We start from the raw sequence: 24,653 nt of genomic DNA, 5'->3' as shown, positions 1-24,653 counted from the left end.
TTTTTGTATCCGGGACGGCTTTTTGCGCTACTTTAGACTGCTTTTCAATTGCTATTTCGATTCTATGCGTCAGTTCGGGCTCATTGGCCGCACCCTCAACTACTCGTTCTCACAGACGTACTTCAACCAGAAGTTTTACTCGCAGAGCCTGGCCGACCATGCGTACGAGCTGTTTGAGCTGGCCACCGTGGACGAGCTGCCCGCCCTGCTGGCTGCCCACCCCGACCTGGCGGGCCTGAATGTGACCATTCCCTACAAGGAGAGCGTGGTGCCCTACCTCGATGAGCTGGCTACCTCGGCCCGCCGTGTGGGCGCAGTAAACGTGATAGAGTGGCTGCCCGACGGCCGCCTGCGCGGCCACAACACCGACCTGGTGGGCTTTCGGGAATCGTTGCGCCGGTTTTTCCCGGCTACGCCCGAGGCCCGGGCGCTGGTGCTGGGCGCGGGCGGCGCCGCCAAAGCCGTGAGCGTGGCCCTGAACGACCTGGGCATTGCCTACTGGCCTGTCACGCGCAACCCGCTGGGGCACGGCCTCACCTACGACGACCTGACGCCGCAGGTGCTGGCCGCGCATCAGCTCATCATTAACACCACGCCGCTGGGCACTTTTCCGCTGGTGGAGGAATGCCCGCGCCTGCCCTACGAGGCCCTGACCGAACAGCACTACCTGTATGACCTGGTGTATAATCCGGCTGAAACGGTATTTATGGCCAAAGGCCGGGCGGCCGGCGCACAGGTAAAAAACGGTTTCGAGATGCTGTGCCTGCAAGCCGAAGCCGCCTGGGATATCTGGAATAATCCGGGAGTAGAGAATGAGGAACGATGAAAAATCAACTTCCTTGATAATCTCTCTTGCAACCTTTTGGAATGGGCGTGCATCTCCCATGAGCCAGCCCGCCACAGGCCGGCTACTTTCTGACTGACACGCCTTTCTATGCAAGCGAAAATGGACTCCTCTACCCTTCTTCCCCTGGCCGGCACGGGTTACCGGGCGCGGGCATGAGCAGCGCCCTTACCTGGTTCGCGTTTGGGGCCGATGACGTGCTGCCCGACCAGTCCGCGGCGGCTCCGCGCCTCACGGCCAGCCGCAGCACAGCCGTGACCAGCCCGCCCACCGAAGCCGAGCTGATTGACGGCTGCCTGCGCGGCCGCCAGCTGGCCCAGAAACTACTCTACGACAAATATGCCGGCAAGATGATGGCCGTGTGCCTGCGCTACGCCCAAACCACCTTCGAGGCCGAGGACGTGTTGCAGGAAGGATTTCTGACGGTGTTTCGCACGCTGGCCAGCTTCCGGCGCGAGTGCCCGCTGGAATTCTGGATTCGCCGTATCATGATAAACGCGGCCCTGCGCCAGCACCGCCGCAACGCCTCGCTGGTGGCAGTGAGCGACGGCGACTATCCCGAAACGCTGTCCAGCGAAGAGTTTACCCTCAGTAATTTCAACTTCCAGGAATTGCTGGAAATGGTGCAGGAGCTAGCTCCGCGCTACCGCATGGTTTTCAACCTTTATGCTATCGAAGGCTATACCCATAAAGAAATCGGCGAATTATTGAGCATTACCGAGGGCACCAGCAAATCCCAATATTCCCGGGCCCGCGTCATCCTACAAACTAAACTGGAGCGCCTCAGTGCCCCAACCCGCCATGTCCGCTAACCCTATCGAAAATAACCCTACGCCTAAAACCACCGGCAGCCTGGAGGAATTATTCCGCCACCACCTGGGCGAGGAGGCCGCCGCGCCCCCGCGCCCCATGCTCTGGGACCAGATTGATAATTCGCTGTTGATTCGACAGAACGAAACCTACCGCCGTCGCCTTGCGGCTACGCGCTGGGTGGCGGCGGCCAGCCTGCTGCTGGCCACGCTGGCCGGCACCGGCTGGTGGGCCGGCCGCACCAGCGTGCTGGGTACCTCCGAAGAAATGGCGACGAACAGCCGGACGGCAACCGCCCCCCCCGTGGGCCGCGCCACCACGGTAGCCACGTTGGGCCTGAAAGATGTCGCGGGCCCGACCGGCGCTTCCAATAGTAACACGCCAGTGGCCAGCCAGCCCAGCAGTGCTACACTTGCAGCTAGCCCGGGCTACGCCAATGGGACGGGCGTAGCCGCTACCAACAGCAAGTACACCGGCTTCGGGCCGGCTTCAACGGTTCGCTACTCGGCGGGCCAGACTGGTCTGGCGGCGGGCGGCGGCACGGCGGCGGCAACTATTGCAGCCGTATCGGCGAGCGAAACGACGGCTTCGGCCACCAACCCGGCTACTGACCAGCCGAGCGCCGGGGAGCAGTCGGCGAACCAGCTGGCCGACCGGATGCTGGCAGCGGCTGACGTAGCGGGCACTGCTGCGGCCGGCACGTCGGCCGTCCTGGGCGGCGGCGCGGCCGGCGCAATGGGCAGCGGCGTGGCGGCCACCATATCGGTGGCGGCTACCGCTGCATCGGCCGCAACGGTAGCGCCCGAGGAAATGAGCCTGCTGGCAGTCCGTCAGACATCGTTGGGCCTGGCCAATGCGACTACCCTGCCGAACGGGCTGGCCACTGTGGCGATGGACGACCTACCGGCGGCAGCCGCGCAACGCTGGACCTATGGGGCGAGCTACACCGCCGGCGTGTTCAATCCTAATGTTAATTTCTCGCGGGCCGGCATCGAGCCGGCGTTCGACTATGACCGGGGCCCTGCTTTTGGTACCGACTCCCCTACCCTGACCGAAATAGCCGCCACCGAATACCGCAACAACCTGCGGCCGGGCCTGAGCCAGCGCATTGCGCTGCTGGCCACGCGCCACCTGCGCGGCCACTGGTCGCTGAGCACCGGGGCCGAATTCACCCAAGCCACGGCGCAGTCGGCATCGTCGGCATCTTTCGTGGGCGAGCAGTTGTTTGACCTGGGCCAGGCCGGTACCAGCCGCCCGCTGCACACCACCGATTTCCGCTACAGCATGGGCAGCATTCCGCTGGAAGTGCGCTACAGCAATCCCATGAAACACGGCTGGAGCCTCTACGGCCGCCTGGGCGGCGTGGTAACGGCTCTGCTGGGCGTGCGCAGTGACGTGGAAGGCGACCCGGAAGCTACCCGCACGTATTCCATTGCCTCCACGGGCGGGCCTTATCGCCGCGTGACGGGCAGCCTGCGCGGCGCGGCGGGCACCCAGTTCCGTACCAGCACGGGCAAGTGGGCCTTCACGATGGGCCCGGTGGCTGAAATTGGCCTGCTGGCCATGAATGCCCATCCGGTGCAGAATTATTTCGCTCAGAGCCACCCATATAGCTTTGGGCTGGAGGCGGGCGTGGAGTTTGGGCGGTAGGGCAGTTTGCTTGCTTTATGATATAAGCACAACTTAAGAACGTCATGCCGAGCGCAGCCGAGGCACCTCGCTTGTGGTAGTAATCCTTTTCAACGATTGGTTTACTGCTGCACGCGAGATGCCTCGGCTGCGCTCGGCATGACGTTCTTTTTTCTCCGGTTCTTCCCTACCCTTTTCCCATTCCCGCGAAACCCATTCCCCGGCATTCGGGTTAAGGTAGGCTGACCATTTCGGCCTACCTTTCGCGTTGCATGGAGTACCAACTGACCTCTGAATTTAAGCCTACCGGCGACCAGCCCACTGCCATTGCCAAGCTCGTGGAGGGCGTGAACAACGGCGAGCACGCCCAAGTGCTGCTAGGTGCCACCGGCACCGGCAAAACCTTCACCATGGCCAACGTCATTGCCCAGACGGGCAAGCCGGCGCTGGTGCTGTGCCACAACAAAACCCTGGCGGCACAGCTCTACGGCGAGTTCAAGGCGTTTTTTCCGAACAATGCCGTCGAGTACTACATCAGCTACTACGACTACTACCAGCCGGAAGCCTATATCGCCAGCACCGATGTGTTCATCGAGAAAGACCTGGCCATCAACCAGGAAATCGAGAAGCTGCGGCTGCACACCACCTCCACCCTGCTCAGCGGGCGGCGCGATGTGATTGTGATTGCCTCGGTGTCGTGCATCTACGGCATCGGCAACCCCGAGGAATTCGCCAAAAACGTTATTTTCCTCAAGCCGGGCATGCACTACACGCGCAATAACCTGCTCTATCAGTTCGTGCAGATTCTGTACTCGCGCACCGAGGTGGAATTCACGCGGGGCTCGTTTCGGGTGAAGGGCGACACCGTGGATGTGTTTCCGGCTTATGCCGACTACGCCATCCGCATCTACTTTTTCGGCGATGAGATTGAGTCAGTGCACAAGATTGACCCCGTGAGCGGCAAGAAGCTGAGCGACGAGGCCAGCGGCGTGGCCCTGTACCCGGCCAACCTGTTTGTGACCGGCAAGGACACGCTGAACGCGGCCATCAAGCAGATTCAGGATGACATGGTGCAGCAGCACGCCTACTTCGAAAAGGAAGGGCGCGACTCGGAAGCCAAGCGCATTATGGAGCGCACGGAATTTGATTTGGAGATGATTCGGGAGCTGGGCTACTGCTCGGGCATCGAGAACTACTCGCGCTACTTTGATGGGCGCACGCCGGGCTCGCGGCCGTTCTGCCTGCTCGACTATTTCCCCAAAGACTACCTGCTGGTCGTGGACGAAAGCCACGCCACCATGCCCCAGATTCGGGCCATGTGGGGCGGCGACCGCAGCCGCAAAACGGCCCTTATTGAGTACGGCTTCCGCCTGCCCTCGGCGCTGGACAACCGCCCGCTGACGTTCAACGAGTTCGAGAGCATGTACCAGCAAGCCGTGTTTGTATCGGCCACGCCCTCCGACTACGAGTTGACCCAAGCCGATGGCGTGGTAGTGGAGCAGATTATCCGCCCCACCGGCCTGCTCGACCCCGAAATCGACATCCGGCCCAGCGTGAACCAGATTGACGACCTGCTGGACGAAGTAGACAACCGCGTGAAAATGGGTGACCGCGTGCTCGTAACCACCCTCACCAAGCGCATGGCCGAGGAACTGAGCAAGTACATGGACCGCCTCGGCATCAAGGTCGAATACGTGCACTCCGACGTGAAAACGCTGGACCGCGTGGAGATTCTGCGCAAGCTGCGGCTGGGCGAAATCGACGTGCTGATTGGCGTAAACCTGCTGCGCGAAGGCCTCGACTTGCCGGAAGTGAGTCTCGTGGCCATTCTGGATGCCGATAAGGAAGGCTTCCTGCGCGACCAGCGCAGCCTGATTCAGACCATGGGCCGGGCCGCCCGAAACGACCGGGGCAAGGTGATTATGTACGCCGACCGCATGACCGGCTCCATGCAGCGGGCCATTGACGAGACGAATCGCCGCCGCGCCACCCAAGCGGCTTACAACGAGGAGCACGGCATCACGCCGCGCACCGTACGAAAGAGCCACGCCGAAATCATGGGCCAGACCTCGCTTTCGGACTACCGCGTGCTCGACACCATTACCTACGCCAATGCGGACGGCGGGGCCGCCCTGGCCATGGCCGCCGAGCCCGTGATAGCCATGATGACGCGCCCCGAGCTGGAGAAGCTCATCAAGAACACCGAAAAACAGATGGAAGCCGCCGCCAAAGACCTGGACTTCCTCACGGCCGCCAAGCTGCGCGACGAGCTGGCCGCGCTGAAAACCATGCTGAAGGGCAAGCGGGAATAACGGGCGGGCCGCAATTCGCCAATGGTGGTTAATATGTTGCGACGTATTTTTAATCCATAAATCCTCATTCACTCATCACCACCCGGCCGGGCATTCGCTTTGGCAAGCCCTGCGTGATGGGTACGCGCATTGCTGTGCAGGACATTCTGGGTTGGTTGGCTTCGGGCATGAGCAACGCCGAGATTATAGAAGATTTTCCAGAGCTAACAGAGGAACACATTCGGGCTGCGTTGGCTTTCGCGGCCAATCTGGAACAGCGCACCCGGCAGCTGGCCGCTTAAATGAAGTGGCTGCTGGATGCAAACCTATCGTACTGGCTGGTGAAGCAATTGGCTGATTTGCCAATTACGGTGATTCACGTAAGTCGCACTGGCTTGCCCGTACCAGCTGACGACCTCGGAATAGGGGACTGGGCCCGCATAAACGGGCATATCGTCATTACCAACGACGAAGACTTTTACCGCTTTGCCGGAGTACTGGGCTTCCCGCCTAAGGTTGTGATGCTGCGCACCGGCAACCAATCAACCCATTTCATGGCGGCGCTCCTGGCACATCACTTAGACAATATTAGCCAACTCTACTCTTCCCTGGAAAACGATGTGCTGGAATTGTTTTAGCCAATTTCGGCCGCTACGGCTGGCGGTAGAGCACGCCGCCTTTCATCACCAGCCGGATTTGGCGCAACGCAGCCACGTCCTGCGTGGGGTCGCCGGCCACGGCCACCAGGTCGGCCAGCAGGCCGGAGCGGATGGTGCCCCGGTCGGCGAGGTGGAAAATTTGGGCGTTGCCGCTGGTGGCCTGGCGCAGCACCTGCAGCGGCGTGAGGCCGTAGTCGCGCACTAGCAACTCGGCTTCGCGGGCGTTGTCGCCGTGCGGGAACACGCCCACGTCGCCGCCCTGGGCCAACGTCACGCCGGCTTTGAGGGCGGCGGCCATGCTCTGGTGCTTTTGTTGGATGCGGGGCGGGACCGGGTCGGTGCCTTTGTGCCAGCCTCGGTATTGGGCTACGGCATCGGAGGCGGCCACGGTGGGGCACAGGGCCACACCCTTCTTTTTCATCAGGGCGAAAATTTCGGGGGTACCGCCGTCGCCGTGCTCAATGGTTTCGACGCCAGCCAGGATAGCGCGGCGCATGCCCTCGGGGGTGCTGGCGTGGGCCACCACGCCCCGGCCGGTAGAGCGCGCCGTTTGCACAATCAGCGTCAGCTCTTCCTGCGAAAACGTGGGCTGGGCCGAGCCGTCGGGGCCCCAGCGGTAGTCGGCGTATACCTTGATGATATCGGCCCCCTTGCCAATCTGCTCGCGCACGGCCCGGATAATGCCATCCACGCCATCGGCCTCCTGGGCACCCTGGGGCACGTTTTCATCCACCGACAGCTTGGGGCCATAGCTACCCGTGGCCACCAGCGCCCGCGTGACCACCAGCAGGCGCGGCCCCGGAATAATACCTTGGTTGATGGCTTGCTTGATACCGACATCGGCAAAACCCGCGCCCTCGGTGCCCAGGTCGCGGATGGTGGTGAAGCCGGCCAGCAGTGTGCGCTGGGCGTGCACCGTGGCCCGCGCCACGCGCAACGCCTGCGATTCGAGCAGCACCTGGTCATCCCATTGGGTTTCGTTGTAGGGGTGCAGCAGCAGGTGCGAATGGCCTTCAATCAGGCCGGGCAGTAGCGTGAGGCCCGGTAGCTCCAGGGTGCGGGCACTGGGCGGCGGCACTACCTGGGCGGCAGGGCCGACCGCCGTAATTTTATCGTTTTCGACCAGCACAACCCAGCCAGGGTGCATTTCCTGGCCGTCGAACACGGCAGCGGGGCGCAGCAGCGTGGCGACGGCGGCGCTCACAGGTGGCCCGGCCTGGGCCTGGGTTGGGGCGGGCGGGCTGCCCAGGGCCAGCAGCCCACCCAACACCAGGCAGCGCAGACGGCAAGAGCGGCGAATGGAGCCCGATTGGGCAGCAATAAGTTGGGAATATCTCATAAACAGCAGCGGCTGCCCCAACGGTAAGCGGGCGGCCAAGCGAAGCTACTCTACCCGCGCGGTTTACACCGCTGGCCACGCCGCATTTGCGTGAGGCCCTACTCAGCGGCCATCTAAAAAGGCGATATAAGACAAGGGCAATGTTGAGCGTCCGGACCGGGGCAGCCCGCTTAAAACCCTATTCCACTGGCCTGTCATCGACTAACGGAATACGTGCGGTGCTGCGGCCCCACGCCAGTAATTTTCACCGCTTGCCAGCCGGTGGGCAGCGTGGCTTTGCGCTGCACAATGCCGCCCGGCGTAATATCCAGCCCGCCGAAGCCCATGAGCACGGCTTGCAGCACTCCGCCCGCGCCGGTGGCGAAGTAGGGATTGGTACCGCCCTTGGTTTCGGCGATGACGCGGAAGGGCGGCAACAGGTTGGGCTCGTAAGCATCTTTGAACCAGAGCTTCGCCTTATCGGCATTGCCCAGGCGGGCGTAGGGCAGGGCGAAAATGCCCTGCGTCATGGCCGGGGTGCCCTCGTTTGGCATGCGGGTTTCATAGTAGCTTGTGCGGGTTAATTGGTGGAATTCACGGGCGGGCGTACGAAATAGGCGCGGTGGGGGCTGCGCACGCGCAGGTTGTGCAAGCAGCAGGTCACGACCATGACCGTGTCGCGCACCCACTCGCCGCGCCTGCGCAACATGTTGCCGACCATGCGCAGGCGCTTGATGCCGCTGTGGGCGTGTTCGATGACCACGCGCAAGGCGCTGAGCAGCTGGCTATACAGCTTTTGGGCAAAGGTCAGCTCCTGCTTCGGGCGCTTTTTGTGGGGCATTTCCACCAGCACCCCGGCCGGGGCATGGTCCAGCAGGCCCAAATCCTGCCGCAACACGCTACCCGTCGGCAGCCGCAACGGGTACTCGTCGGCCATTTTCTTACCGTGCACCCGCCCGCCTTCCGTTGGCGAGAGAAAATACACGTACTGCGTCTCGTCGCTTAAAGTCCTGTTTTTTAGGCCATGCGCTTTTTTTACCACTATAGTCCTCGGCCTGGGCTTGGCCGTCCACTTGGCGCGGTATCCCACGCTCGACCCCCGTCGTAAGCGAAGACCTTTTCCGGGTGGTGCTCCAGCGACCGCGCCAGGGCGGCCCCGTCGCGGACCGGCAGCAACCCGCGCCGGTGCAGCACCTGGTTGAGCACGCCTAACAGGGCCGTGGCCAAGCGGCTCACGCGCGTCTGCGACACGCCAAAACTGGCGGCCCGATGCTACTGCAAACTGTTGCTTTTGAGGTAGATGAGCAGAAAAAGAGCTTCGTTTCGTTCCCTGCCAGCGTGGCATTGGCCTGCTCGGCGTGCGCCGGCAACCGCCGCTTGGCCCCGTCCAGCGTATAGTAGCGGTGGTAGCGCTCCCAGGCAGGGGCTGGTCAATTTGGGGCATAGCAGCGGCGAAGCCGGGGATTTCCTACCCCTGGATTACTGCACCTACACGCCCGACCAAGACGACCAAGACGACCAACGACCATTTTCTGGCCATGTTTGACCAGGTTGTGGCGGAGGGCAAACTACTGGCACGCACCATTTTATTTGATGAAGCTGTTTAGAAAGTCACAAAAGGTACTCAAACGGTCATGCAGAGCGCAGCGAAGCATCTTGCTCGCATCCTCAGGCCCGTTCAACGATGCGAGCAAGATGCTTCGCTGCGCTCTGCATGACCGTTTGAGTACCTTTTGTGACTTTCTAAACAACTCCGATTCCTGGTATGCGGGCAGCATGCATTTGAAACGCATTCATCATGCCGGTTGGACGTTTTTCACGACCCTGAAAAGCAACCGGTTGGTGAGCCTGGCCAAAGAAAGCGGCTACCAAGGCCTGACTACGCTAGCGCCGCCGCCCGGCAGTTGGAGTCAGGGCGTGGAAGTGCGCCTGAAAGAAGTGCCCTTTGGCGTAAAACGCTTCAAGCTAGTGGCCACGAACGGCGATATTGAATGGTTCATTACCAACTACTTGGCTGCTCATCTGACCCGCGAAATGGTGATTGAAGCCGTGCAGGTGCGTTGGCAGGTAGAGGAGTTTCACCGCAGCTTCAAACAGTTGACGGGGTCGGAGAAGTGCCAGTGCCGGAAGGAGATGGCGCAACGCAACCACTTGGCCTGTTGTTACTTGGCCTGGGTATCGCTGCGTCAACACGCCCGCCGCATGGGGCAAACTATTTATCAGGCGCACCAACAGCAATGGGCACCCTACCTGCGGCAGTTGCTCCAAGATTCAATCATTCAAGCACTTGTATAGTCGAGTGCGTAAGTCCTAAGTTAGCAAAGGAAAATTCTTATCACGGCTAAGCCTTGCCAGGGCTTGTATAATTCATAGTGTAATTGAAAAACAAAACAGCCACCTAGCAACTGAGCTAAATGGCTGATTATGAATGAGCGAGAAACGAGGCTCGAACTCGCGACCCTCAGCTTGGGAAGCTACACTTTGGGGGTTATCGATAATTGCTAATATGCCCTAGCAGTAAAAAAAACCGCGTTTTCAGCGACCCTAGCCTATTGGGGCTTATTGTCGTTACCCCCCTTTCTATTACATTTGTTTAAACCAGCGTTTAAACCAGCGTTGGAATAATCAGATATGGCAACGACGGAACACAAAGAGGGCAAGGCCACGGTCAAGGTCGTTTATTACACCTACAAAACGCTGGCCGATGGGACGCACCCGTTTATGGTGCGTATTACCAAAGACCGCAAGCTAAAGTACATTGCCACCGGCCAAAGCTTGCACCCGAAGTACTGGAATCCGCTCAAAAAGGAGGTTCGCAAAAGCTACCCCGAACCCGGCCGCGACAAGCTGCTGAAAGAGTTGGTTAAGTGGGAAGCCAAGTATAGCGGGGCCGCCGATACGCTGGCAGAAGCCGACGAACAACACGACGCGCCGGCCGTGGCTGCCAAAGCCATTGAAGGCCGTAAGGCCGCACGGCGGGTAAAGCTGCTGGCATATTGCGACGAGCTGAGCGCGGGCTACCTCAAAACCGGACAAGCCGGCAATGCCACCGTGTACCGCGACTTGCGCAACCAGTTGGCGAAGTTCGTCGGTGCTGAGGCCAACGCGCCCACACCGCCCACCGGCCGGGGGCAAGCCGACGCCTGGGCTGAATGGATAGGCCGCTACGATGTGCCCCTTGACCGGGTAAACGTGGCGTTCTGCCACGAATGGGAGCAAACCCTACGTGCTACGGGCATCAAGGAAATAACCTTGTCGCTGCGGTTTCGCACATTGCGGGCCGTGCTCAATCAAGCCATTGTGGCCGGGTTGGTGAAGCCCACGGCCTACCCCTTCGCCCGCACCGTGGCCGAAAAGCACAAGCTGCAGGTCGGCAAATTTGACGTGAGCACGGGCAAGCGGGCCATTAGCCGCGACGAGCTGCGCAACCTGGAAGCCTTGACGCCGGCCACCGACCGGCAACGGCTGGCAAAGGATGTATTCCTATTCTCGTTCTACGGCGGGGGTATCAATTTTGTGGATTTGGCCCAACTGCGTTGGCGCGACCTGAGCGGGGCCGCCGTGGGCACCGGCCACCCCGACCGCCTGCACTACGTGCGCCAAAAGACCGGGGGCAAGTTCTCGTTGCGACTGCTGGCACCCGCCGCCGCTATTGTGGCCGCTTATCGGCCGTTCACCTTTGCCACGCCCGACAGCTACGTGTTTCCGGTGCTGGATTCTGCCAAGCACGTCAGCCCCGCTCAGGTGAGCAACCGGCTGCACAAGGTGCTGGGGCAAGTAAATAGCGACCTGAAAACGCTGGGGCAACTGGCCGGCATTGCCACGCCGCTAACTACCTACGTGGCCCGGCACACCTTCGCTACCACGCTGCGCATGAGCGGGGCGGGCACGGCTGTTATCTCGCAAGCAATGGGCCACAAGTCGGAAGCCGTTACGGCCGTGTATCTGGATTCCTTCGCGTCAGAATTGGTCGACACGGCTTTTGAAGGACTACTGTAAAATCCCACTAACCTAACAACACTATGACACCGCTTACACCTACGGCCCTCCGAGACCTATATCGCAAATTGGTGAATTACCCAGCTTTGGCTTTAGCGTTAACCGGCTTTCAAAAAGTCGAGCTTTGGGAGTATGCTCAGGCCGAGGAGTTAATTGAAACCCGCCTGATAACGGAAATGATGGAATTAAATCCCGATTATCCTTATCCTGACGAATACAGAAATGGGCGTGAAGCGGAGTACTTATTGTACAAGCATAGCCCAGCGTACAGGGATAGTCAGTTCGTCCTGCAATTGTTGAGCGCCCCACCTGTCCGGCCCCTCGATACGTCAGCGTCCGTAGCCGTACCCGCGCCTGGGGCTACTGAGGTTGATAAGGAAAGCCATTTAAGTGTTAGTGAGCTTGCCTTACTCTGTGTCTATGCCGGACATTCCTTTACCAACGAAGACGCAGCGAAGCATTACTTGGAAGGAAGCGTGAAAAGTGGCCGCGCACTTTACAACAAGTTTATTTACTACTGTGAGCGTTCTAATCGTATTGGATTTGCTGACGCAACAGTCAGAAAGCGCAAAAACATGATTGCCCGTATTCAAAAGGTGTTGCCTAGACTTACCGACGAACAGAAAAAAGGCCCTGAAAGAGAGATAGTTATTCTTGAGGGGCAAAATTAGTAACCGATTATAACCGGTTGCGCCCTGAAGGCTGAACGGTGCTTTGCATCATCACTAACAAAGATGAGCAATGCACAACCCCTTTGATACCATCAATGCCCGGTTAAGCAACCTGGAAGCATTGACGCTGGAAGCCCTGAGCTGCCTGCGCACCACGGCCACCGCCGCGCCCGAAGTGGGCGGCATAGAGTTGGCCCAACAAGTAACCCGCCTGAGCAAGCCGCGCCTCTATGCGTTGGTATCGGCGCGGGGTATTCCTCACGCCAAACGCGGGAACAAGCTGTACTTCACCCGCGCCGACCTGACGGCCTGGGTGAACGCCGGTAAGCGGGGCGAAAACGAAACGGCCGCCAACGCATGAGCACGGGCGACCGCAACGCTTTGAACTTGCCGGGACAGCAAGCCAAAGATACCACCCCCAACGCCACCAACCGGGTACACCTCGCGGCCCTTCGCGGCTACCTACGTGGGCTGCCAAGCCTCGACTTTTCCGACAAGGGCCGCGCCAACGTCTGCGCACGGTTCGGGCTGAATGAGGACGAGCTGAGCGCCGCCGTAGCGGCCATGCAAGCCCGGCCCGGCCGCCCTACGGCTGCCTTACTGCGCACCATTGGCGCGGCCGTGGCCGCCTCGCACCGCACCAACGCCACGGGAGGGGCTGAGCCATGCTGAGCGCCGCCTCCGAAGCTGGCAGCTACAAAGCCCGCCTGCTGGCCGATGCCGACCGCCTGGCAGACGAGCCCACCAACGAGCCCGCCGAACCAGCTACGCGCATCCGAACCGCCGCCCAACGCCTAACCGACGCCCGCAACGCCCCGCCGTTGCGGCCACTGTTTGGCTGTCTGTGGGAAACGCCGGGCATTGCCATTCTGGCCGGCGACACGGGCGTTGGTAAGAGCGTGCTGGCCGTGCATATTGCCCACCTCATTACGTCCGACACCACGGCGCTGCTGGGCTTGCACTGTGTGGTGCGCGAACGGCTGTTGTACTACGATTTTGAGTTGACCGACCGGCAGTTTGAAAAGCGGTTTGATGGATTCCCCTTCACCGACGAACTGTTGACGGGCGACACCAACCCGGCCGCCGTAGATGTGGAAAGCTTCACGTTTGACCATATCTGTGCTGACCTTGACCGCACCGGGGCACGGATTGTGGTACTCGACAACATCACGGCCCTGGCATTGAAAACGACCGCCGACGCCGATGTGAGCATTGGAATTATGAAGGGCTTGAAACGGCTGCAATTAGAGCGGGGCGTTTCTAGCCTGGTATTGGCGCACACGCCGAAGCTGCCACCGGGCGCGGCCTTGTCCCTGAATCATCTGGCCGGCAGCAAGCACCTATCCAATTTTGCCGATAGCGTGTTTTTCATTGGCCGGTCGGTGCAAGGCCCCCGCACCCGCTACGTGAAGCAAGTGAAAAACCGCACCGACGAGGAATTACCGGGCGTGTTGGTCTGCGAGCTGAGCGACGAGGGCGGGCACCTGGGCTTTACGCTACGGGGCACCGACGACGAAGCCCCGCACCTGGCCGTGCCAGCGGAGGAAAACCCCACCACGCCCCGCAAGGCCCCGCTGGCTGACGTGCTGGCCGCGCTGCCGACTTGCTTGGCTCAGCCCCAACCGGCCGGCCAGCTTGAAACGCAACTAGCGGAACAATTCGACACCGACGCCCGCACCATCCGCAAGCGGCTGAAAGAATTGACGGAGCCGGCCGGCTATGTGCCTGACCTGAGCGGCCGCTTGTGCGCCGTGGCCAAAGAACAGCGCGGCCGGGAAACATGGTATTCGTTGCGGCCGGTGCCCGTGGGCGCATGATGTTGGAAACTGGAAATTTCCAACGTCAGCCTTTCCAACGTCAGCAATTCTAACGCCTGCCAACCGAACGTTGGACGTTGGAAACTGGAAAAAGCCCCTACTGGCAGATTTCCACCTTTCCAGTTTCCAACGTTCGCACGGCGGCCCCTTACTCCCTAGCCATGCCAACCCAAACCGCCCACCGCTACACCCTGCAACCTTACGCCGGCCCGAAGTCCCGCACGATGTGCCCGGCCTGTGGCAAGCCCCGTTGCTTTACCCGCTACCTCGACACCGACACGGGCGAACTACTACCCGACGAGTACGGCCGCTGCGACCGGGAAGCCAATTGCGGCCACCACCGCAACCCCTACCACGCCGGGCCGGGTGCGGCCAGCTATGCGCAACAAGTGCGCCTTGACGCAAAGCAGGAACGCCCCGCGCAAAGGGTGTCCAGCCGAACGGGCACCCCTTTGCCGGCTCCCACGCCCGTGCTCAGCATTCCCGCCGATGTATTCACGGCCACGCTGGGCCGCTACGACCGCAACGCCCTGGCTCAGGTACTACGCGGGCACTTTGGGCGGGGCGTTGCCGATGAGCTGCTGAGCCGGTTTCAGGTCGGCACGTCTGCGCACTGGCCGGGGGCCTGCGTGTTCTGGCTACTCGACACGCACGGCCGGGTGCGGGGCGGGCAAGTGGTGCTGTATGATGCCACCGGCCACACCGTGAAGGAGCCGCGCCGCTGCACTACGTGGGCGCACACGGCCCTGGCTCAGCACTACCAACGCCGGGGCCATCCCGCGCCGCCGTGGCTGGCTGACTACTCCCAACACGGCCAGAAAAGCCCGTGCCTGTTTGGGCTGCCTCAGCTTACCACCGCCCCGGCCGCGCAACCCGTGGCCCTGGTAGAAAGCGCTAAAACGGCCATGCTGGCAACGCCCTACTTCCCGCGCTACGTCTGGCTGGCAACGATGGGGCTGAGCTACCTCACACCCGACCGGATGGAGCCACTACGGGGCCGGCGCATTGTGCTCTATCCTGACGCGGGCTGCCTCGACAAGTGGCAGGCCAAAGCCGACGAGCTGCGCCGCCTGGGGTACGACGTGCGGGTATCCGACGAGCTGGAAAAGCTGGCCACCGACGACGAGCGCCGCGCCGGCCTTGACCTGGCTGACGTGCTGCTGAACGAGTGGCCCGGCTACCCGCCTAGCTGGGATGAAAAGTCGGAAAGGGGGTAGGGCGGGTAAAATCCTTAAAGCCTCGCCCCTGGTAACCGTTGAGTTCAGTCAAATAATTGCGTGTGCATAATTCAACCCCCAAAAAGTTGCCCACGCTTCTTTCACAATTCATCTTTTAAATTTCTTTGTATGCCTGCCGGACGCCCCCCCAAACCCACACACCTCAAAGCCTTAGCTGGCACGTTGCAGCCGAGCCGCACCAATGCCCACGAGCCCACGCCCACCGTGCTGCTGCCAATCCCGCCCGATTGGTTAAGCGACAGGGCCCGGCACTACTGGAGCGAGATTGGGGCCGTGCTACTCAATATGAAAGTTTGCACCGTGGCCGATGGCCCCGCCCTTCAATTGCTAACAGAGTCACTAGCCGAGTGGGCAGAAGCCCGACAGGCCGTGCAAAACCGGGGGTTAACTTATGAAACCACCACCGTTAGCGGCGGCATCATGCGCCGCCCAAACCCCGAAGTAGCCATTGCCGCCGATGCTTGGCGACGCGCCCTAGCGATGCTTTCACAATTTGGGCTGACCCCAGCCACCCGCGCCAAAGTAAGCGCACAAGTAGAAGGTGATGACGACGACCCTTGGGCTCAAATAGTGGCCGATATGAGGAGGTAACGTACCTGGTTTCAAAAATTAAAAAAGTCCCGCGCCCTCATAGAGGAACGCGGGGCTTTTTTGTTATTCGCTATTTCGTGTTTAGTGCCTTTATCGGCCCTTTTGCGATTTTAATTATTTCTAAACCGCTCATAATCGGCTTTGAACTTATGGAAGTCCTCAAAAGGCACAACCAATAGCTGGTTATCTGCAAAGTAGGCGGCGTAAGGCCCGTAGTGGGTCTGCCTTTGGTCTTGCGAAACCCAACTAGCGTAAACTGCTTTACCATCGTTGCGCATCTGATTTAAAACCAAGTCAGGAACTACATCAAGAAACCGCATTTTGGCGGCTTCTAACTGCTTCCTCTTTTTCTCCAGGTCTTTGGTCAATTCTATTAGTTGTGACTCATAGCGAAAGGCCTCTTGCAATTCCTGGTCATCTATTACCCACCCCGACGTCTTAGGTACATTGGCAGCAATGGCATTTAACTGCACTCCAGCAATGTCGATTTCTTCTTGATACTGAGCAATATCCGTCAGGGCCATTGCCATTTTTTCTCTAAGCATGCGGTAGAAGGTTAAGTAAAAGGACAAGATATAGCATTCTATTGCAGAAAAAAGGCACTCACAAATGTCGTTGTCCTAAAAGGAATAATAGGATGTGGTTGCAGAAGCCTCCCAAGCTTACACAAGGGTTGTTTAAACCAACGTTTAAACCAAAAACAAAACAGCCACCCGGCAATTAAGCTAAATGGCTGTTAATCAATGAGCGAGAAACGAGGCTCGAACTCGCGACCCTCAGCTTGGGAAGCTGATGCTCTACCAACTGAGCTACTCTCGCAGTAATATCTTGGTGGCACGAAATTACGCCAAAGAACCGGATTAGCAACGACCAAAAATCAAACGGCCAACCCCCGCTTTGCGGGCCGCGTATGCACTGTTAATTATGGCAACCCCTCCCCTCCCTCCTGCTACCCAACGTCTGGTTGGCCTGTTCCTTATCGTTAGTGGCGGGCTGATGGGCCTGGGTTTATTGCTAAAAGTAGCCGTGGGAGCCTATTCCTGGAATGCGGGCAGCCCCGAAAGCCCCTCGGCATTGCTACTGACAGTGAACCTGGTAGCCCTGCTGGCCAGCGGGTTCCTGATGCGCTGGGGCCTGCGGATGCGGCGCGGCACCAGCACGCACCGGGACCCCAACGCCGACGAAATACTCTAAATCTGCGGCGGCAACGCGACCTTTGCGCCATGTCATCTCCTCTGCGCATCTTGCTGGCCAAGGCCAATACCGCCACCGCCGCCCAACTGGCCGATTTGGGCCGCCAAACTTTTCAGGACACCTTCGCTGCTACCAATACCCCGGCGGATATGGCGGCGTACTTGGGCGAAAACTTCGGTCCCGATATTCAGCTGGCCGAATTGCAGGACCGCGAAAACACCTTTTTGCTGGCCCACATGCAGAACGAGCTGGTGGGCTACGCCAAGCTGCGCGATAATTCGGCCCTGGGCCTGCCCGAAGGCCAGGACGCCGCCGGCCGCCTCGAAATCGAGCGCCTGTACGTGCGCGACGACTGGCAGGGAACCGGCTTGGGCGCGGCCCTGATGCGCGGCATTCTGGCCCTGGCTGAACAACTGCACTGCTCGGCCGTGGTACTGGGCGTGTGGGAGAAAAACGACAAGGCCCGGGCTTTCTACCAGCGGTTTGGCTTCCGTGAAGTGGGCCAGCACGAGTTCCGACTGGGCCAGGACGTGCAGACCGACCTGATTTTGCGCAAGGGCATGGCCGGCCGCTAAAGGCGTCTATTTTTGCGAATGCCTATGCCAGCCCCCACGCACCCGACGAGCCGCCGTTTCCTTCGCCACAGCGGAGCATTGCTGGCCCTGTGCGTGGGTGCGCTTCTGGCGGCCTGCCAGCCCCAAAACGAGCAAGCGGCGGCAGCCGCCACGCCGCCGGTAGGGCACTACGAGGGCAGCCTTGGCGCGGCCGGGCAGGCCGGGGCACGGGCCACGCTCGACATTCGCCACCCCAGCCCCGGCCACTACGAAGCCGAGTTTACGGCTCCGGGCACGCTCAGCTTCGTGGCCGACACCATTGTTTTCAGCAATAACCAGCTGCGCCTCAGCCGGCCCGCCCGGCCCGGCCAAACTCTGGCCCTGACGCTGGACGGCGATTTCTGGCGCGGTACGCTCATGCTGGACTCCACGAAAGCCACTGCCCTACTGGTGAAGCGCGGCGTGCCCACGCCCACCGCCTACCGCACCGAAGAAGTGCCACAGGCCACTGGCTCGGCCTGGCTGTTTGCCCCCGCCGACACCGACACGCCCGGCGCAGCGCTGGTGCTGCTGCCCGATGCGGAAACGGCTCCCACGGCCGCTATCTGGGCTGATGCCCTGGCCCGCGAAGGCATCATCGTGCTGCTGCTCCCGCCCGCCGACTCGGCCACGGCCGCCGAGGAAACGCCACGCCTGCAAGCGGCCCTGCGCCTGCTACACAGCACCGGTGGGGCCGACACCACCAACATCGGAATGTGGGCCGCCGGAAGCCGGGCCGCCACGCTGGCCTCGCTGCTCACCGGCCCGGGCGCGCCCCGGGCCGCCTTCTTCATCGCCCAGAATACCGTGGTGGATGCCAATGCCCGCGCCGCGTTTCGGGAGCTGCGCAGCCGCAAAATGCCGCTGCTGACCCTGTATGGCGGGGCCGGGGCCCTTGCCCGGTCGGCCGCCATGCGCAACGCGCTGGGCGGGCGGCGCGGCACGGCCGTGCGGGTGTACCGCACCGCCGGCCCCGATTTATTGGTACCGGGCAGCTTGGGACCGGTGTTTGGGCCGGGGCTGCCGAGCGAGGTGGTGGAGTGGCTGCGCGGACGGTAGCGCGGTTTACATGTTGGTGTACCGGGCTGGACAGTAGCACGCACGCTGTAGTTCGCATCCCCGCGCCGTTTAAGTAAGCTAAGCGTATGCGCCGGTCGGACCGCCTAGGGCGGTCCGACCGGCGCATACGGGCACACGCGGAAGACTGGGCTACAGCAACAGCAGGCCCTTTTCGCGCAGCAGCGCCCAGGCCGGGCTTTGCAGAAACGCTTCGAATGAGCCTTCTGATTTCGGAAAGCTGGCGACAGCATCGCGCAGCAGCACTTTGGTGTCAAAATCCTGGCTGAGCTGGGTGAGGAGCTGGTGTAGCCAGCGGCCGGCGGCTTCGGTGGTTTTCACCTCGAAATCCTCGGCCTGCTCGTAGCAGGTGAGCACGGCGCGGGGGGCTTTTTTGCCGGGCTCGATGCGAATTTCGGGGGCGTTGCCGAGCCAGAACAGGCGCTGGTTTTGCCGGGCGAAGTCGGGTTTATCGGGGGCTTGCAGGGCCTGCTGAATGAGGTGGCGCGGGGTCGTCGTTTTCGGGGTTTTGAAATCGAACCAGCGAGCCAGGGGCTCATCCAGGGCCACGCCATGCAGGTAGTTGTAGAGCGACTTGGCCAGGCCGGGGCCGAAGGCTTCGTGGTCGGTACCCAGCGGGTCGTCGTGCCACAAGTCGTTCCAGGCAAAGCCGGCGGGCTCAGGGCCGATGGCCGCCACCTGGTACTTCGCCGGATTTTTACCCACGGGCGAGTGCGCAGTCATCGAAAAGCGGTGCCAGTAGCCGCTTTGCACCACGCCGGCCGCGAACAGCTGGCGCACTACTTCGAGGCTATCCACGGTTTCCTGCGCGGTTTCGGTGGGGAAGCCGTACATCAGGTAGGCGTGCACCATGATGCCGGCCTGAGTGAAGCCGTCCGTGACGCGGGCCACCTGGGCGATGGTCACGCCCTTTTCCATCAAGACCAACAACCTATCCGAGGCCACTTCCAGCCCGCCCGAAATGGCGATGCAGCCCGAGGCGGCCAGCAGCCGGCAGAGGTCGGGCGAGAATGTTTTTTCGAACCGGATGTTGCCCCACCAGGTGATGGGCACCCGGCGCTTGAGCAGCTCCACGGCCAGGTCGCGCAGGGCCAGCGGCGGTGCGGCCTCGTCCACGAAGTGAAAGCCGGTCTGGCCGGTTTGGTTGATGATTTGCTCGATGCGGTCCACCAGCAGGGTGCTGGGCGCGGTTTCGTAGCGCGAAATGTAGTCCAGCGTTACATCGCAGAACGAGCAGCGCTTCCAGTAGCAGCCGTGGGCCACGGTGAGCTTGTTCCAGCGGCCGTCGCTCCAGAGGCGGTGCATGGGGTTCAGCACTTCCAGCACCGAGAGGTACTCGGTGAGGGGCAAATCCGAATAGTCGGGCGTGCCCACCTCGGCATGCGGCACGTCGGGGAAGGGGTGGTTGATGTACTGGATTTCGCCAGTTTCGTCGCGCAGGAAGGTGCGCTGGAGTTTTGAACGGTCCGGTTGAACGTCATGCAGAGCGAAGCGAAGCATCTCGCTCGCATCGTTGGACGACAGGATTAGTGACGGCACGCGAGATGCTTCGCTTCGCTCGGCATGACGTTCTTTTTGTTGCTGCTGGCCCGCCAGATATTCCAGCAGCCGCAGCCAGGGGCCTTCGCCATCATCCAACGTCAGGTAATCAATGTAGTCGAAAAAGCGCGGCTCTTTGATTTCGCGCAGCTCGGTATTGGGGTAGCCACCGCCCATCACGGTCACGGTGGCGGGGCTGATTTGCTTGATGTGCTTGGCCAGCCGCAACGCGCCGTAGAGGTTGCCAGGGAAGGGCACGGTGAAGCCCACCATATCGGGCTGCACCCGGGCCAGCAGCGGCTCCAGCTCCTCCAGCAGCATGGTGTCGAGCAGGTTGGGGGCGGCGGTCAGCTCCTGGTGCAGGGGCTCGAAGCTGGTGGCGGAGAGGGCCAGCTTCTCGGCGTAGCGCGAGAAGCCGAAGTGCGGCCCCACGGTTTCCTTGATGAGGTCGGCGAGGTCTTCGAGGTAAAGCGTGGCCAGGTGGCGGGCCTGGTCCGTGAGGCCCATGGTGCCGAAGGCAGTTTCGAGGTCGGCCACGTTATCGAAGCGGCTGGCCTCGGGCAGGAAACGGCCATGGCAGATGCGCGGGGCCAGCGTGAGGTCTTTATTCTGAAGAAAACGGATGACTGGGGCGATGGTGGCCAGGTAGCGGTTTTGCAGGCGCAGCATGCGCGTGGCATTGTCGCTCAGGTCGAAACCACCGGCTTCGATTGCCTGAAAAACCCGCCGCAAGCCGGCCTCCGAAAACAGGCGCAGCACCAGCTGCAGGCCCATGTCGGCCTGCGTCACAGCGTAGCCGCGCCCCCCCAGAAAGCCCTTGATGTAGGCCGTGGCCGGGTACGGAGTGTTGAGCTGCGTGAGCGGCGGCGTGAGAAGCAGGATGCGGGGCGAAGCAGTAGGCACAGTGGAGACTAACCCGGTCGCGGGGCCCGGGGTTCAAATTGAGGAACAAAGGTCGGGGAGATGTGGCATACGCTTTGGCTTGTGCACGGCGGAGCGAGTAAACGCGTTGAACAGTGAGGCGCATTGTACTCGCTCCGCTCGTGCACAAGCCAAAGCGTATGCTACAAAAAAGCGCCGCTCTGGACCAGGGCGGCGCTTTTTTATCAAGCCAACGGCCTACGCCAGCGCATCCAGCGACAGGCGCTCGGGCAGCATGAGGCGGCGGAACTCGCTTACGGAGTAGCCCGTCACCTGCCGGAACTGGTTGCTCAGGTGCTGGCCGGAGCTGTAGCGCATCTGGTCGGCTATCTGGTTCAGGGTCAGCTCGCCGTAGCTGAGCATTTCTTTCACGCGCTCAATTTTGAGGCGGATGAGGTATTTCTCGATGGTGAGGTGCGCGGTGCGCGAAAACACCTTGCTCAGGTGCGAGTAGGTGGCCGCAAACCGGTCGGTCAGAAAAGCCGATGTGGTAAGCGGCGAGCGCGCCGTGCGCAGGTGCTCCAGGTATTCGGCCAGGGTGCCTTTGATTTGTTCAGTAAGCTGCTCAGCCCGGCCGCGCAGCAGCTCGAAGCCGGCGGCCTGCAGCAGCGGGGCCAGGTCTTCGGGGTCGGCGGGCGTGTTCTCGTCGAGCTCAGCGACGCCCAGCGTTACGGCTTTGGGGCTGTAACCAGCGCGCTCCAACAGGTTGTGCACGGCTTCTACGCACCGGGGGCACACCATATTTTTGATATGCAGTAGGTTGGTTTTCAAGGGCTTTAACGTGTTTCGGGCCGCCGCGAGGCAGCCGGTGGAGAAATAGAACGCGCTGCTGATGCGCCCGGAGCAGCTCGACGGGGCCGTGGGGCCGGCGTCGAAATTTCGGCCCATCCGCGTCCGAACCAATGCGCGGTGGCCCAACTCACGAAGGGTACCACCACCAGGAACGTAACGGCCAGCAGCCAGACCAATACGAGAAACGCAAAAAAAAGTCGACTAAAGAAATGGTCGCTTATGCCAAACAAATAAACTACCAGCATTAGTGCCAACAGCAGACTAACGCCGGCCAGCACGCCCACCCGCCGCCAGGGCCAGGCGGCAACGTGGTTCTGAAGGCGACGGCGCAGTGGCAAAGGCATAGATTAGGAATTGGGGAGGTGCAAAATAGGGGAATTTTTGGTTGAACCCCACACTTAGCCCAACAGTGCCAGCAATTCCTGCTGCATGGCCTGGCCATTATCGGCCTCATACCACGCATTCATGCCTTTTACTACCTGATTGACGTGCAAAGATTTATCACTGTGCAGCTGGTGACTCAGCACTTGCGCAGCAGCCGGGCGCGGGCCCCAGGTGCTGAGTTCGGTGCCGGTGGCTGCGTCGTAGCGAATGAGTTTGGGGATGCTGTTTTTGCCGTCGGTCTGGTGGGTGGCCATCAGCTCGGGGTGTTCGGAACGGAGCACGACGTGCAGCGTGACGCGGCCCTGGCTTTCGTCGGCCAGGTGGGCCAGAATGGGCAGGGCGTGGGCGGTGTCGCCGCACCAGGCTTCGCCCAGTACCAGCCAGCGCTCGGGGTGGGGCAGCTGGCGCAGCTTCTCAAGCAGGGCCGGAAGCAGGGGCCGGGCCTGGCCGTTGTCGAGGTGCGTCTGGTTCTGGTCGGTGTAGCGGATGAGGCCCGGCGTCTGCTCGGGGCCGGTGGTGCGGTGCTCGGCGACCAGCGTAGCCATCAGGGTGCGAAACTCGGGGTAAGTATAGACCGGGGCCGGCAGGGAGTCAGAAATCGGATTGGACATCGGGCAAATGGAAAAAAATAAATCGGGAGCGCGCAGTTTGGGGCAACCTTCGGCTGGCCCGCTCCGCTACAACCGTACCCGCGCCCAGTGGTTCGGGTTGCGGGCGGGCGGGTTATTTTTCTACCTTGCGCCATCATACGTTATTTATCCTTCACCTTCGCTTTTTTATGTCGTTGAAAACTTTCCTCCGCCCCCTCGCCGTGGCCTGCGCCCTCACCGCCACTTTTAGCGCCTGCAGCTCGGGCACCAAAGAGGGTGACACCAACGTGGAGCGCGGTTACAATAAAAAAGGCCCCGCCGCCGGCACCGACGGCGTAGCCGGCGGCGACTCGGCCACGGCTGGCCTGCGCCGCGACACCACCAACCGCCCCACCGGCAAAGAGCTCTACAAAGCCGCCGGCGACGCCAAAGACCGCAACCACGACGGCATCGCCGACTAGTTTCATTCGGCCGGCTTCAAATCCAGGACGCGCAAAAAAGGCCCATTCCTTTCGGAACGGGCCTTTTTCAGTATTTGCAGAAAGAAAGGAGAAGAAACGGGAAAGCTGGCGGCTGAGCGCCTTAGCTTAGAAGAACACGAAGCCGTTGGGGCCGGCGCCCACCACGGTTTCGTCGATTTTGGTGCCGTTGGGCTGGTAGCGCGTCATTTTATCGACCGAGAAGGTGCCCGTGCCGGTATAAACGGTGCCATCGACCGGGTCGATGCCCAGGCCGTAAAACAGCCCGTCGATGAACGGCGTCCCCGTGAGCGACGGCAAAGCGGCATCGGCAATGCCCAGACGCACCACGGCCCCCAGGTAGGAGTAGCCATCGGCGGCGCGGAAATAGAGCTGGTCGCCGGCCGGGTTAGTATGAATGTCGTTGGGCGCGTAGCGGTTGCTGGCAAATGTACGCGAGGTGGCCCCCACCGCAGGATTGGCCGGGTCGAGGCCGACGAGCTTGCCCGGCGTAGTGGCCGCGTAGTCGACGGTGTAGTTGGCGTTGTAGGCTATGAACCCGCCGCAGAGCACCCACAGGCGGTTGTTTTTATCGAGCGCGAAGCTATTGGGGGCATCGCCTACGGTCAGGGTATTGGTGACGCGGTTGGTGGTGGGGTCGATGACGGTGACAGTGTTGTCGCCCGAGTTGGCCACGAATACCTTGCCGCCAGCCACAGTCAGGCGCTCCGGCGTGGCGCCGGTGGCAATGCTATCGACCACGCTATTGGTAATCAAATCCACGATTTTGATGCCGGGCCGCACCGTGCTGTAGTTGCCCCACTGCGTCACGTAAGCGCGGCTGGTGCTGATGGGCAGGAAGTAGCGCGGATTTCTCAACCCGGTAATAACGCCCACCGACTTAAAATCGGGCAGCGACACCACTTCCACTTTATTGGCCCCGTTCACCACGATGTAGCCGCGCTTGTCGCGCACGGCCATGCTCTGCACCACGTTGCCCAGGCGGCGGCCCGCACCGTTCACGCTCGCGAACAAGTCGGGGGTTACGGCCTTGGTGCTTTTGTTAAACAACGTGACCGTACCCGTGCCAGTGGAGGAATAAGCGCCTTCGTTGAGCACAAACACGTTGTTATTGTCGGACGATGGGGCCACGGTCACCTCCTTGTCGGGGCTACAGCCGGCCAGGCTCACCAAAGCCAGTGCCGAAACAATCAGATAGTTAGAAAAACGCATGAGAA

25 protein-coding genes, 1 tRNA gene and 2 pseudogenes are annotated in these 24,653 nt (G+C 61.2%); 19 read left to right on the top strand and 9 right to left on the bottom strand.

The annotated features are described in order from the left end of the window. Positions 1-64 precede the first annotated feature (64 nt). The 6 genes from KQ661_RS04075 (at position 65) to KQ661_RS04050 (ending at position 6,212) form a co-directional block, all read left to right on the top strand. Positions 65-826: a shikimate dehydrogenase family protein gene (locus KQ661_RS04075; RefSeq protein WP_216685733.1), complete on the top strand. Its 762-nt coding sequence runs from the start codon at positions 65-67 to the stop codon at positions 824-826. A gap of 173 nt (positions 827-999) precedes the next feature. After that, the gene (locus KQ661_RS04070; protein WP_216685732.1) at positions 1,000-1,656 is read left to right on the top strand and encodes an RNA polymerase sigma factor; all 657 of its coding nucleotides are present in this window, start codon (positions 1,000-1,002) and stop codon (positions 1,654-1,656) included. Then, on the top strand, positions 1,646-3,304 hold the full coding sequence (locus tag KQ661_RS04065; protein WP_216685731.1) for a hypothetical protein: 1,659 nt from the start codon (positions 1,646-1,648) through the stop codon (positions 3,302-3,304). Before KQ661_RS04070 ends, KQ661_RS04065 begins: the two co-directional genes overlap by 11 nt. Before the next feature lie 251 nt (positions 3,305-3,555). Beyond that, complete coding sequence (uvrB, locus tag KQ661_RS04060; RefSeq protein WP_216679466.1) at positions 3,556-5,595, top strand: excinuclease ABC subunit UvrB; 2,040 nt, start codon at positions 3,556-3,558, stop codon at positions 5,593-5,595. 56 nt (positions 5,596-5,651) lie between these two features. After that, positions 5,652-5,876 (top strand): DUF433 domain-containing protein, encoded by a 225-nt coding sequence (locus tag KQ661_RS04055; protein ID WP_216727930.1) that lies wholly within the window; start codon positions 5,652-5,654, stop codon positions 5,874-5,876. Continuing rightward, entirely contained in the window at positions 5,877-6,212 is a 336-nt protein-coding gene (locus KQ661_RS04050; protein WP_216685730.1) for a DUF5615 family PIN-like protein, read from the top strand. Positions 6,213-6,225: 13 nt separating this feature from the next. Here the strand turns inward: KQ661_RS04050 and KQ661_RS04045 are convergent, their stop codons facing one another. The 3 genes from KQ661_RS04045 to KQ661_RS21905 form a co-directional block, all read right to left on the bottom strand. Continuing rightward, positions 6,226-7,572: a metal-dependent hydrolase family protein gene (locus KQ661_RS04045; protein ID WP_216685729.1), complete on the bottom strand. Its 1,347-nt coding sequence runs from the start codon at positions 7,570-7,572 to the stop codon at positions 6,226-6,228. Between the two features lie 194 nt (positions 7,573-7,766). After that, positions 7,767-8,105 carry a hypothetical protein gene (locus KQ661_RS04040; protein ID WP_216685728.1) on the bottom strand — a complete coding sequence of 113 codons (339 nt, stop codon included), beginning with the start codon at positions 8,103-8,105 and terminating at the stop codon, positions 7,767-7,769. A 26-nt stretch (positions 8,106-8,131) separates the two neighbouring features. Further along, complete coding sequence (locus KQ661_RS21905; RefSeq protein WP_235726922.1) at positions 8,132-8,896, bottom strand: transposase family protein; 765 nt, start codon at positions 8,894-8,896, stop codon at positions 8,132-8,134. A 78-nt stretch (positions 8,897-8,974) separates the two neighbouring features. Here KQ661_RS21905 and KQ661_RS23255 point away from each other — a divergent pair. The 9 genes and pseudogenes from KQ661_RS23255 to KQ661_RS03995 all read left to right on the top strand — a co-directional run. Next, positions 8,975-9,143 (top strand): annotated as a pseudogene (locus KQ661_RS23255) (IS701 family transposase); the annotation flags it as partial. A 163-nt stretch (positions 9,144-9,306) separates the two neighbouring features. Further along, positions 9,307-9,846: pseudogene (locus KQ661_RS04030) on the top strand (transposase); the annotation flags it as partial. A 336-nt stretch (positions 9,847-10,182) separates the two neighbouring features. Further along, on the top strand, positions 10,183-11,550 hold the full coding sequence (locus KQ661_RS04025) for a site-specific integrase (RefSeq protein ID WP_216685725.1): 1,368 nt from the start codon (positions 10,183-10,185) through the stop codon (positions 11,548-11,550). 71 nt (positions 11,551-11,621) lie between these two features. Continuing rightward, a complete protein-coding gene (locus KQ661_RS04020; RefSeq protein ID WP_216685724.1) occupies positions 11,622-12,221 on the top strand; it encodes a hypothetical protein in 600 nt (199 codons plus the stop codon). 70 nt (positions 12,222-12,291) lie between these two features. Next, positions 12,292-12,582, top strand: coding sequence for a helix-turn-helix domain-containing protein (locus KQ661_RS04015; RefSeq protein WP_216685723.1), 291 nt, complete (start codon positions 12,292-12,294; stop codon positions 12,580-12,582). Then, complete coding sequence (locus tag KQ661_RS04010) at positions 12,579-12,893, top strand: hypothetical protein (protein ID WP_216685722.1); 315 nt, start codon at positions 12,579-12,581, stop codon at positions 12,891-12,893. The genes KQ661_RS04015 and KQ661_RS04010 overlap by 4 nt, the downstream gene beginning before the upstream one ends. Next, complete coding sequence (locus tag KQ661_RS04005; RefSeq protein ID WP_216685721.1) at positions 12,887-14,038, top strand: AAA family ATPase; 1,152 nt, start codon at positions 12,887-12,889, stop codon at positions 14,036-14,038. The genes KQ661_RS04010 and KQ661_RS04005 overlap by 7 nt, the downstream gene beginning before the upstream one ends. A gap of 161 nt (positions 14,039-14,199) precedes the next feature. Then, positions 14,200-15,255 carry a DUF6371 domain-containing protein gene (locus KQ661_RS04000; protein WP_216685720.1) on the top strand — a complete coding sequence of 352 codons (1,056 nt, stop codon included), beginning with the start codon at positions 14,200-14,202 and terminating at the stop codon, positions 15,253-15,255. Positions 15,256-15,384: 129 nt separating this feature from the next. Continuing rightward, positions 15,385-15,867 carry a phage terminase small subunit P27 family gene (locus KQ661_RS03995; protein ID WP_216685719.1) on the top strand — a complete coding sequence of 161 codons (483 nt, stop codon included), beginning with the start codon at positions 15,385-15,387 and terminating at the stop codon, positions 15,865-15,867. Positions 15,868-15,977: 110 nt separating this feature from the next. On the opposite strand, the gene KQ661_RS03990 is transcribed toward KQ661_RS03995, so the two are convergent. Next, a complete protein-coding gene (locus KQ661_RS03990; RefSeq protein WP_216685718.1) occupies positions 15,978-16,439 on the bottom strand; it encodes a hypothetical protein in 462 nt (153 codons plus the stop codon). Between the two features lie 174 nt (positions 16,440-16,613). Beyond that, positions 16,614-16,686 (bottom strand) — tRNA-Gly (locus KQ661_RS03985). A 105-nt stretch (positions 16,687-16,791) separates the two neighbouring features. Here KQ661_RS03985 and KQ661_RS03980 point away from each other — a divergent pair. Genes KQ661_RS03980 through KQ661_RS03970 form a run of 3 tightly spaced genes read left to right on the top strand, consistent with a single transcriptional unit; the run spans position 16,792 to position 18,713 of the window. Continuing rightward, positions 16,792-17,061, top strand: a complete 270-nt coding sequence (locus KQ661_RS03980; RefSeq protein WP_216679459.1) for a hypothetical protein — start codon at positions 16,792-16,794, stop codon at positions 17,059-17,061. A 29-nt stretch (positions 17,062-17,090) separates the two neighbouring features. Then, positions 17,091-17,636 (top strand): GNAT family N-acetyltransferase, encoded by a 546-nt coding sequence (locus tag KQ661_RS03975; protein WP_216685717.1) that lies wholly within the window; start codon positions 17,091-17,093, stop codon positions 17,634-17,636. A 24-nt stretch (positions 17,637-17,660) separates the two neighbouring features. Beyond that, positions 17,661-18,713, top strand: a complete 1,053-nt coding sequence (locus KQ661_RS03970) for a hypothetical protein (protein WP_216685716.1) — start codon at positions 17,661-17,663, stop codon at positions 18,711-18,713. A gap of 150 nt (positions 18,714-18,863) precedes the next feature. Here KQ661_RS03970 and KQ661_RS03965 read toward each other — a convergent pair whose 3' ends face one another. From KQ661_RS03965 to KQ661_RS03955, 3 genes are all read right to left on the bottom strand, one after another. Continuing rightward, positions 18,864-21,173 carry a B12-binding domain-containing radical SAM protein gene (locus tag KQ661_RS03965; RefSeq protein WP_216685715.1) on the bottom strand — a complete coding sequence of 770 codons (2,310 nt, stop codon included), beginning with the start codon at positions 21,171-21,173 and terminating at the stop codon, positions 18,864-18,866. Positions 21,174-21,389: 216 nt separating this feature from the next. Beyond that, positions 21,390-21,962, bottom strand: coding sequence for a helix-turn-helix domain-containing protein (locus tag KQ661_RS03960; protein WP_216679455.1), 573 nt, complete (start codon positions 21,960-21,962; stop codon positions 21,390-21,392). A gap of 419 nt (positions 21,963-22,381) precedes the next feature. Continuing rightward, complete coding sequence (locus tag KQ661_RS03955) at positions 22,382-22,978, bottom strand: thioredoxin family protein (RefSeq protein WP_216679454.1); 597 nt, start codon at positions 22,976-22,978, stop codon at positions 22,382-22,384. A gap of 173 nt (positions 22,979-23,151) precedes the next feature. On the opposite strand from KQ661_RS03955, the gene KQ661_RS03950 reads away from it, so the two are divergent. Further along, positions 23,152-23,418, top strand: coding sequence for a hypothetical protein (locus KQ661_RS03950; RefSeq protein ID WP_216685714.1), 267 nt, complete (start codon positions 23,152-23,154; stop codon positions 23,416-23,418). A 126-nt stretch (positions 23,419-23,544) separates the two neighbouring features. Here KQ661_RS03950 and KQ661_RS03945 read toward each other — a convergent pair whose 3' ends face one another. After that, positions 23,545-24,648, bottom strand: a complete 1,104-nt coding sequence (locus tag KQ661_RS03945) for a DUF5074 domain-containing protein (RefSeq protein WP_216679452.1) — start codon at positions 24,646-24,648, stop codon at positions 23,545-23,547. Positions 24,649-24,653: the final 5 nt, after the last annotated feature.

The sequence above is a fragment of the Hymenobacter siberiensis genome (assembly GCF_018967845.1).
GTDB lineage: Bacteria > Bacteroidota > Bacteroidia > Cytophagales > Hymenobacteraceae > Hymenobacter > Hymenobacter siberiensis.
This window is presented reverse-complemented; position numbering and strand designations above follow the sequence as displayed.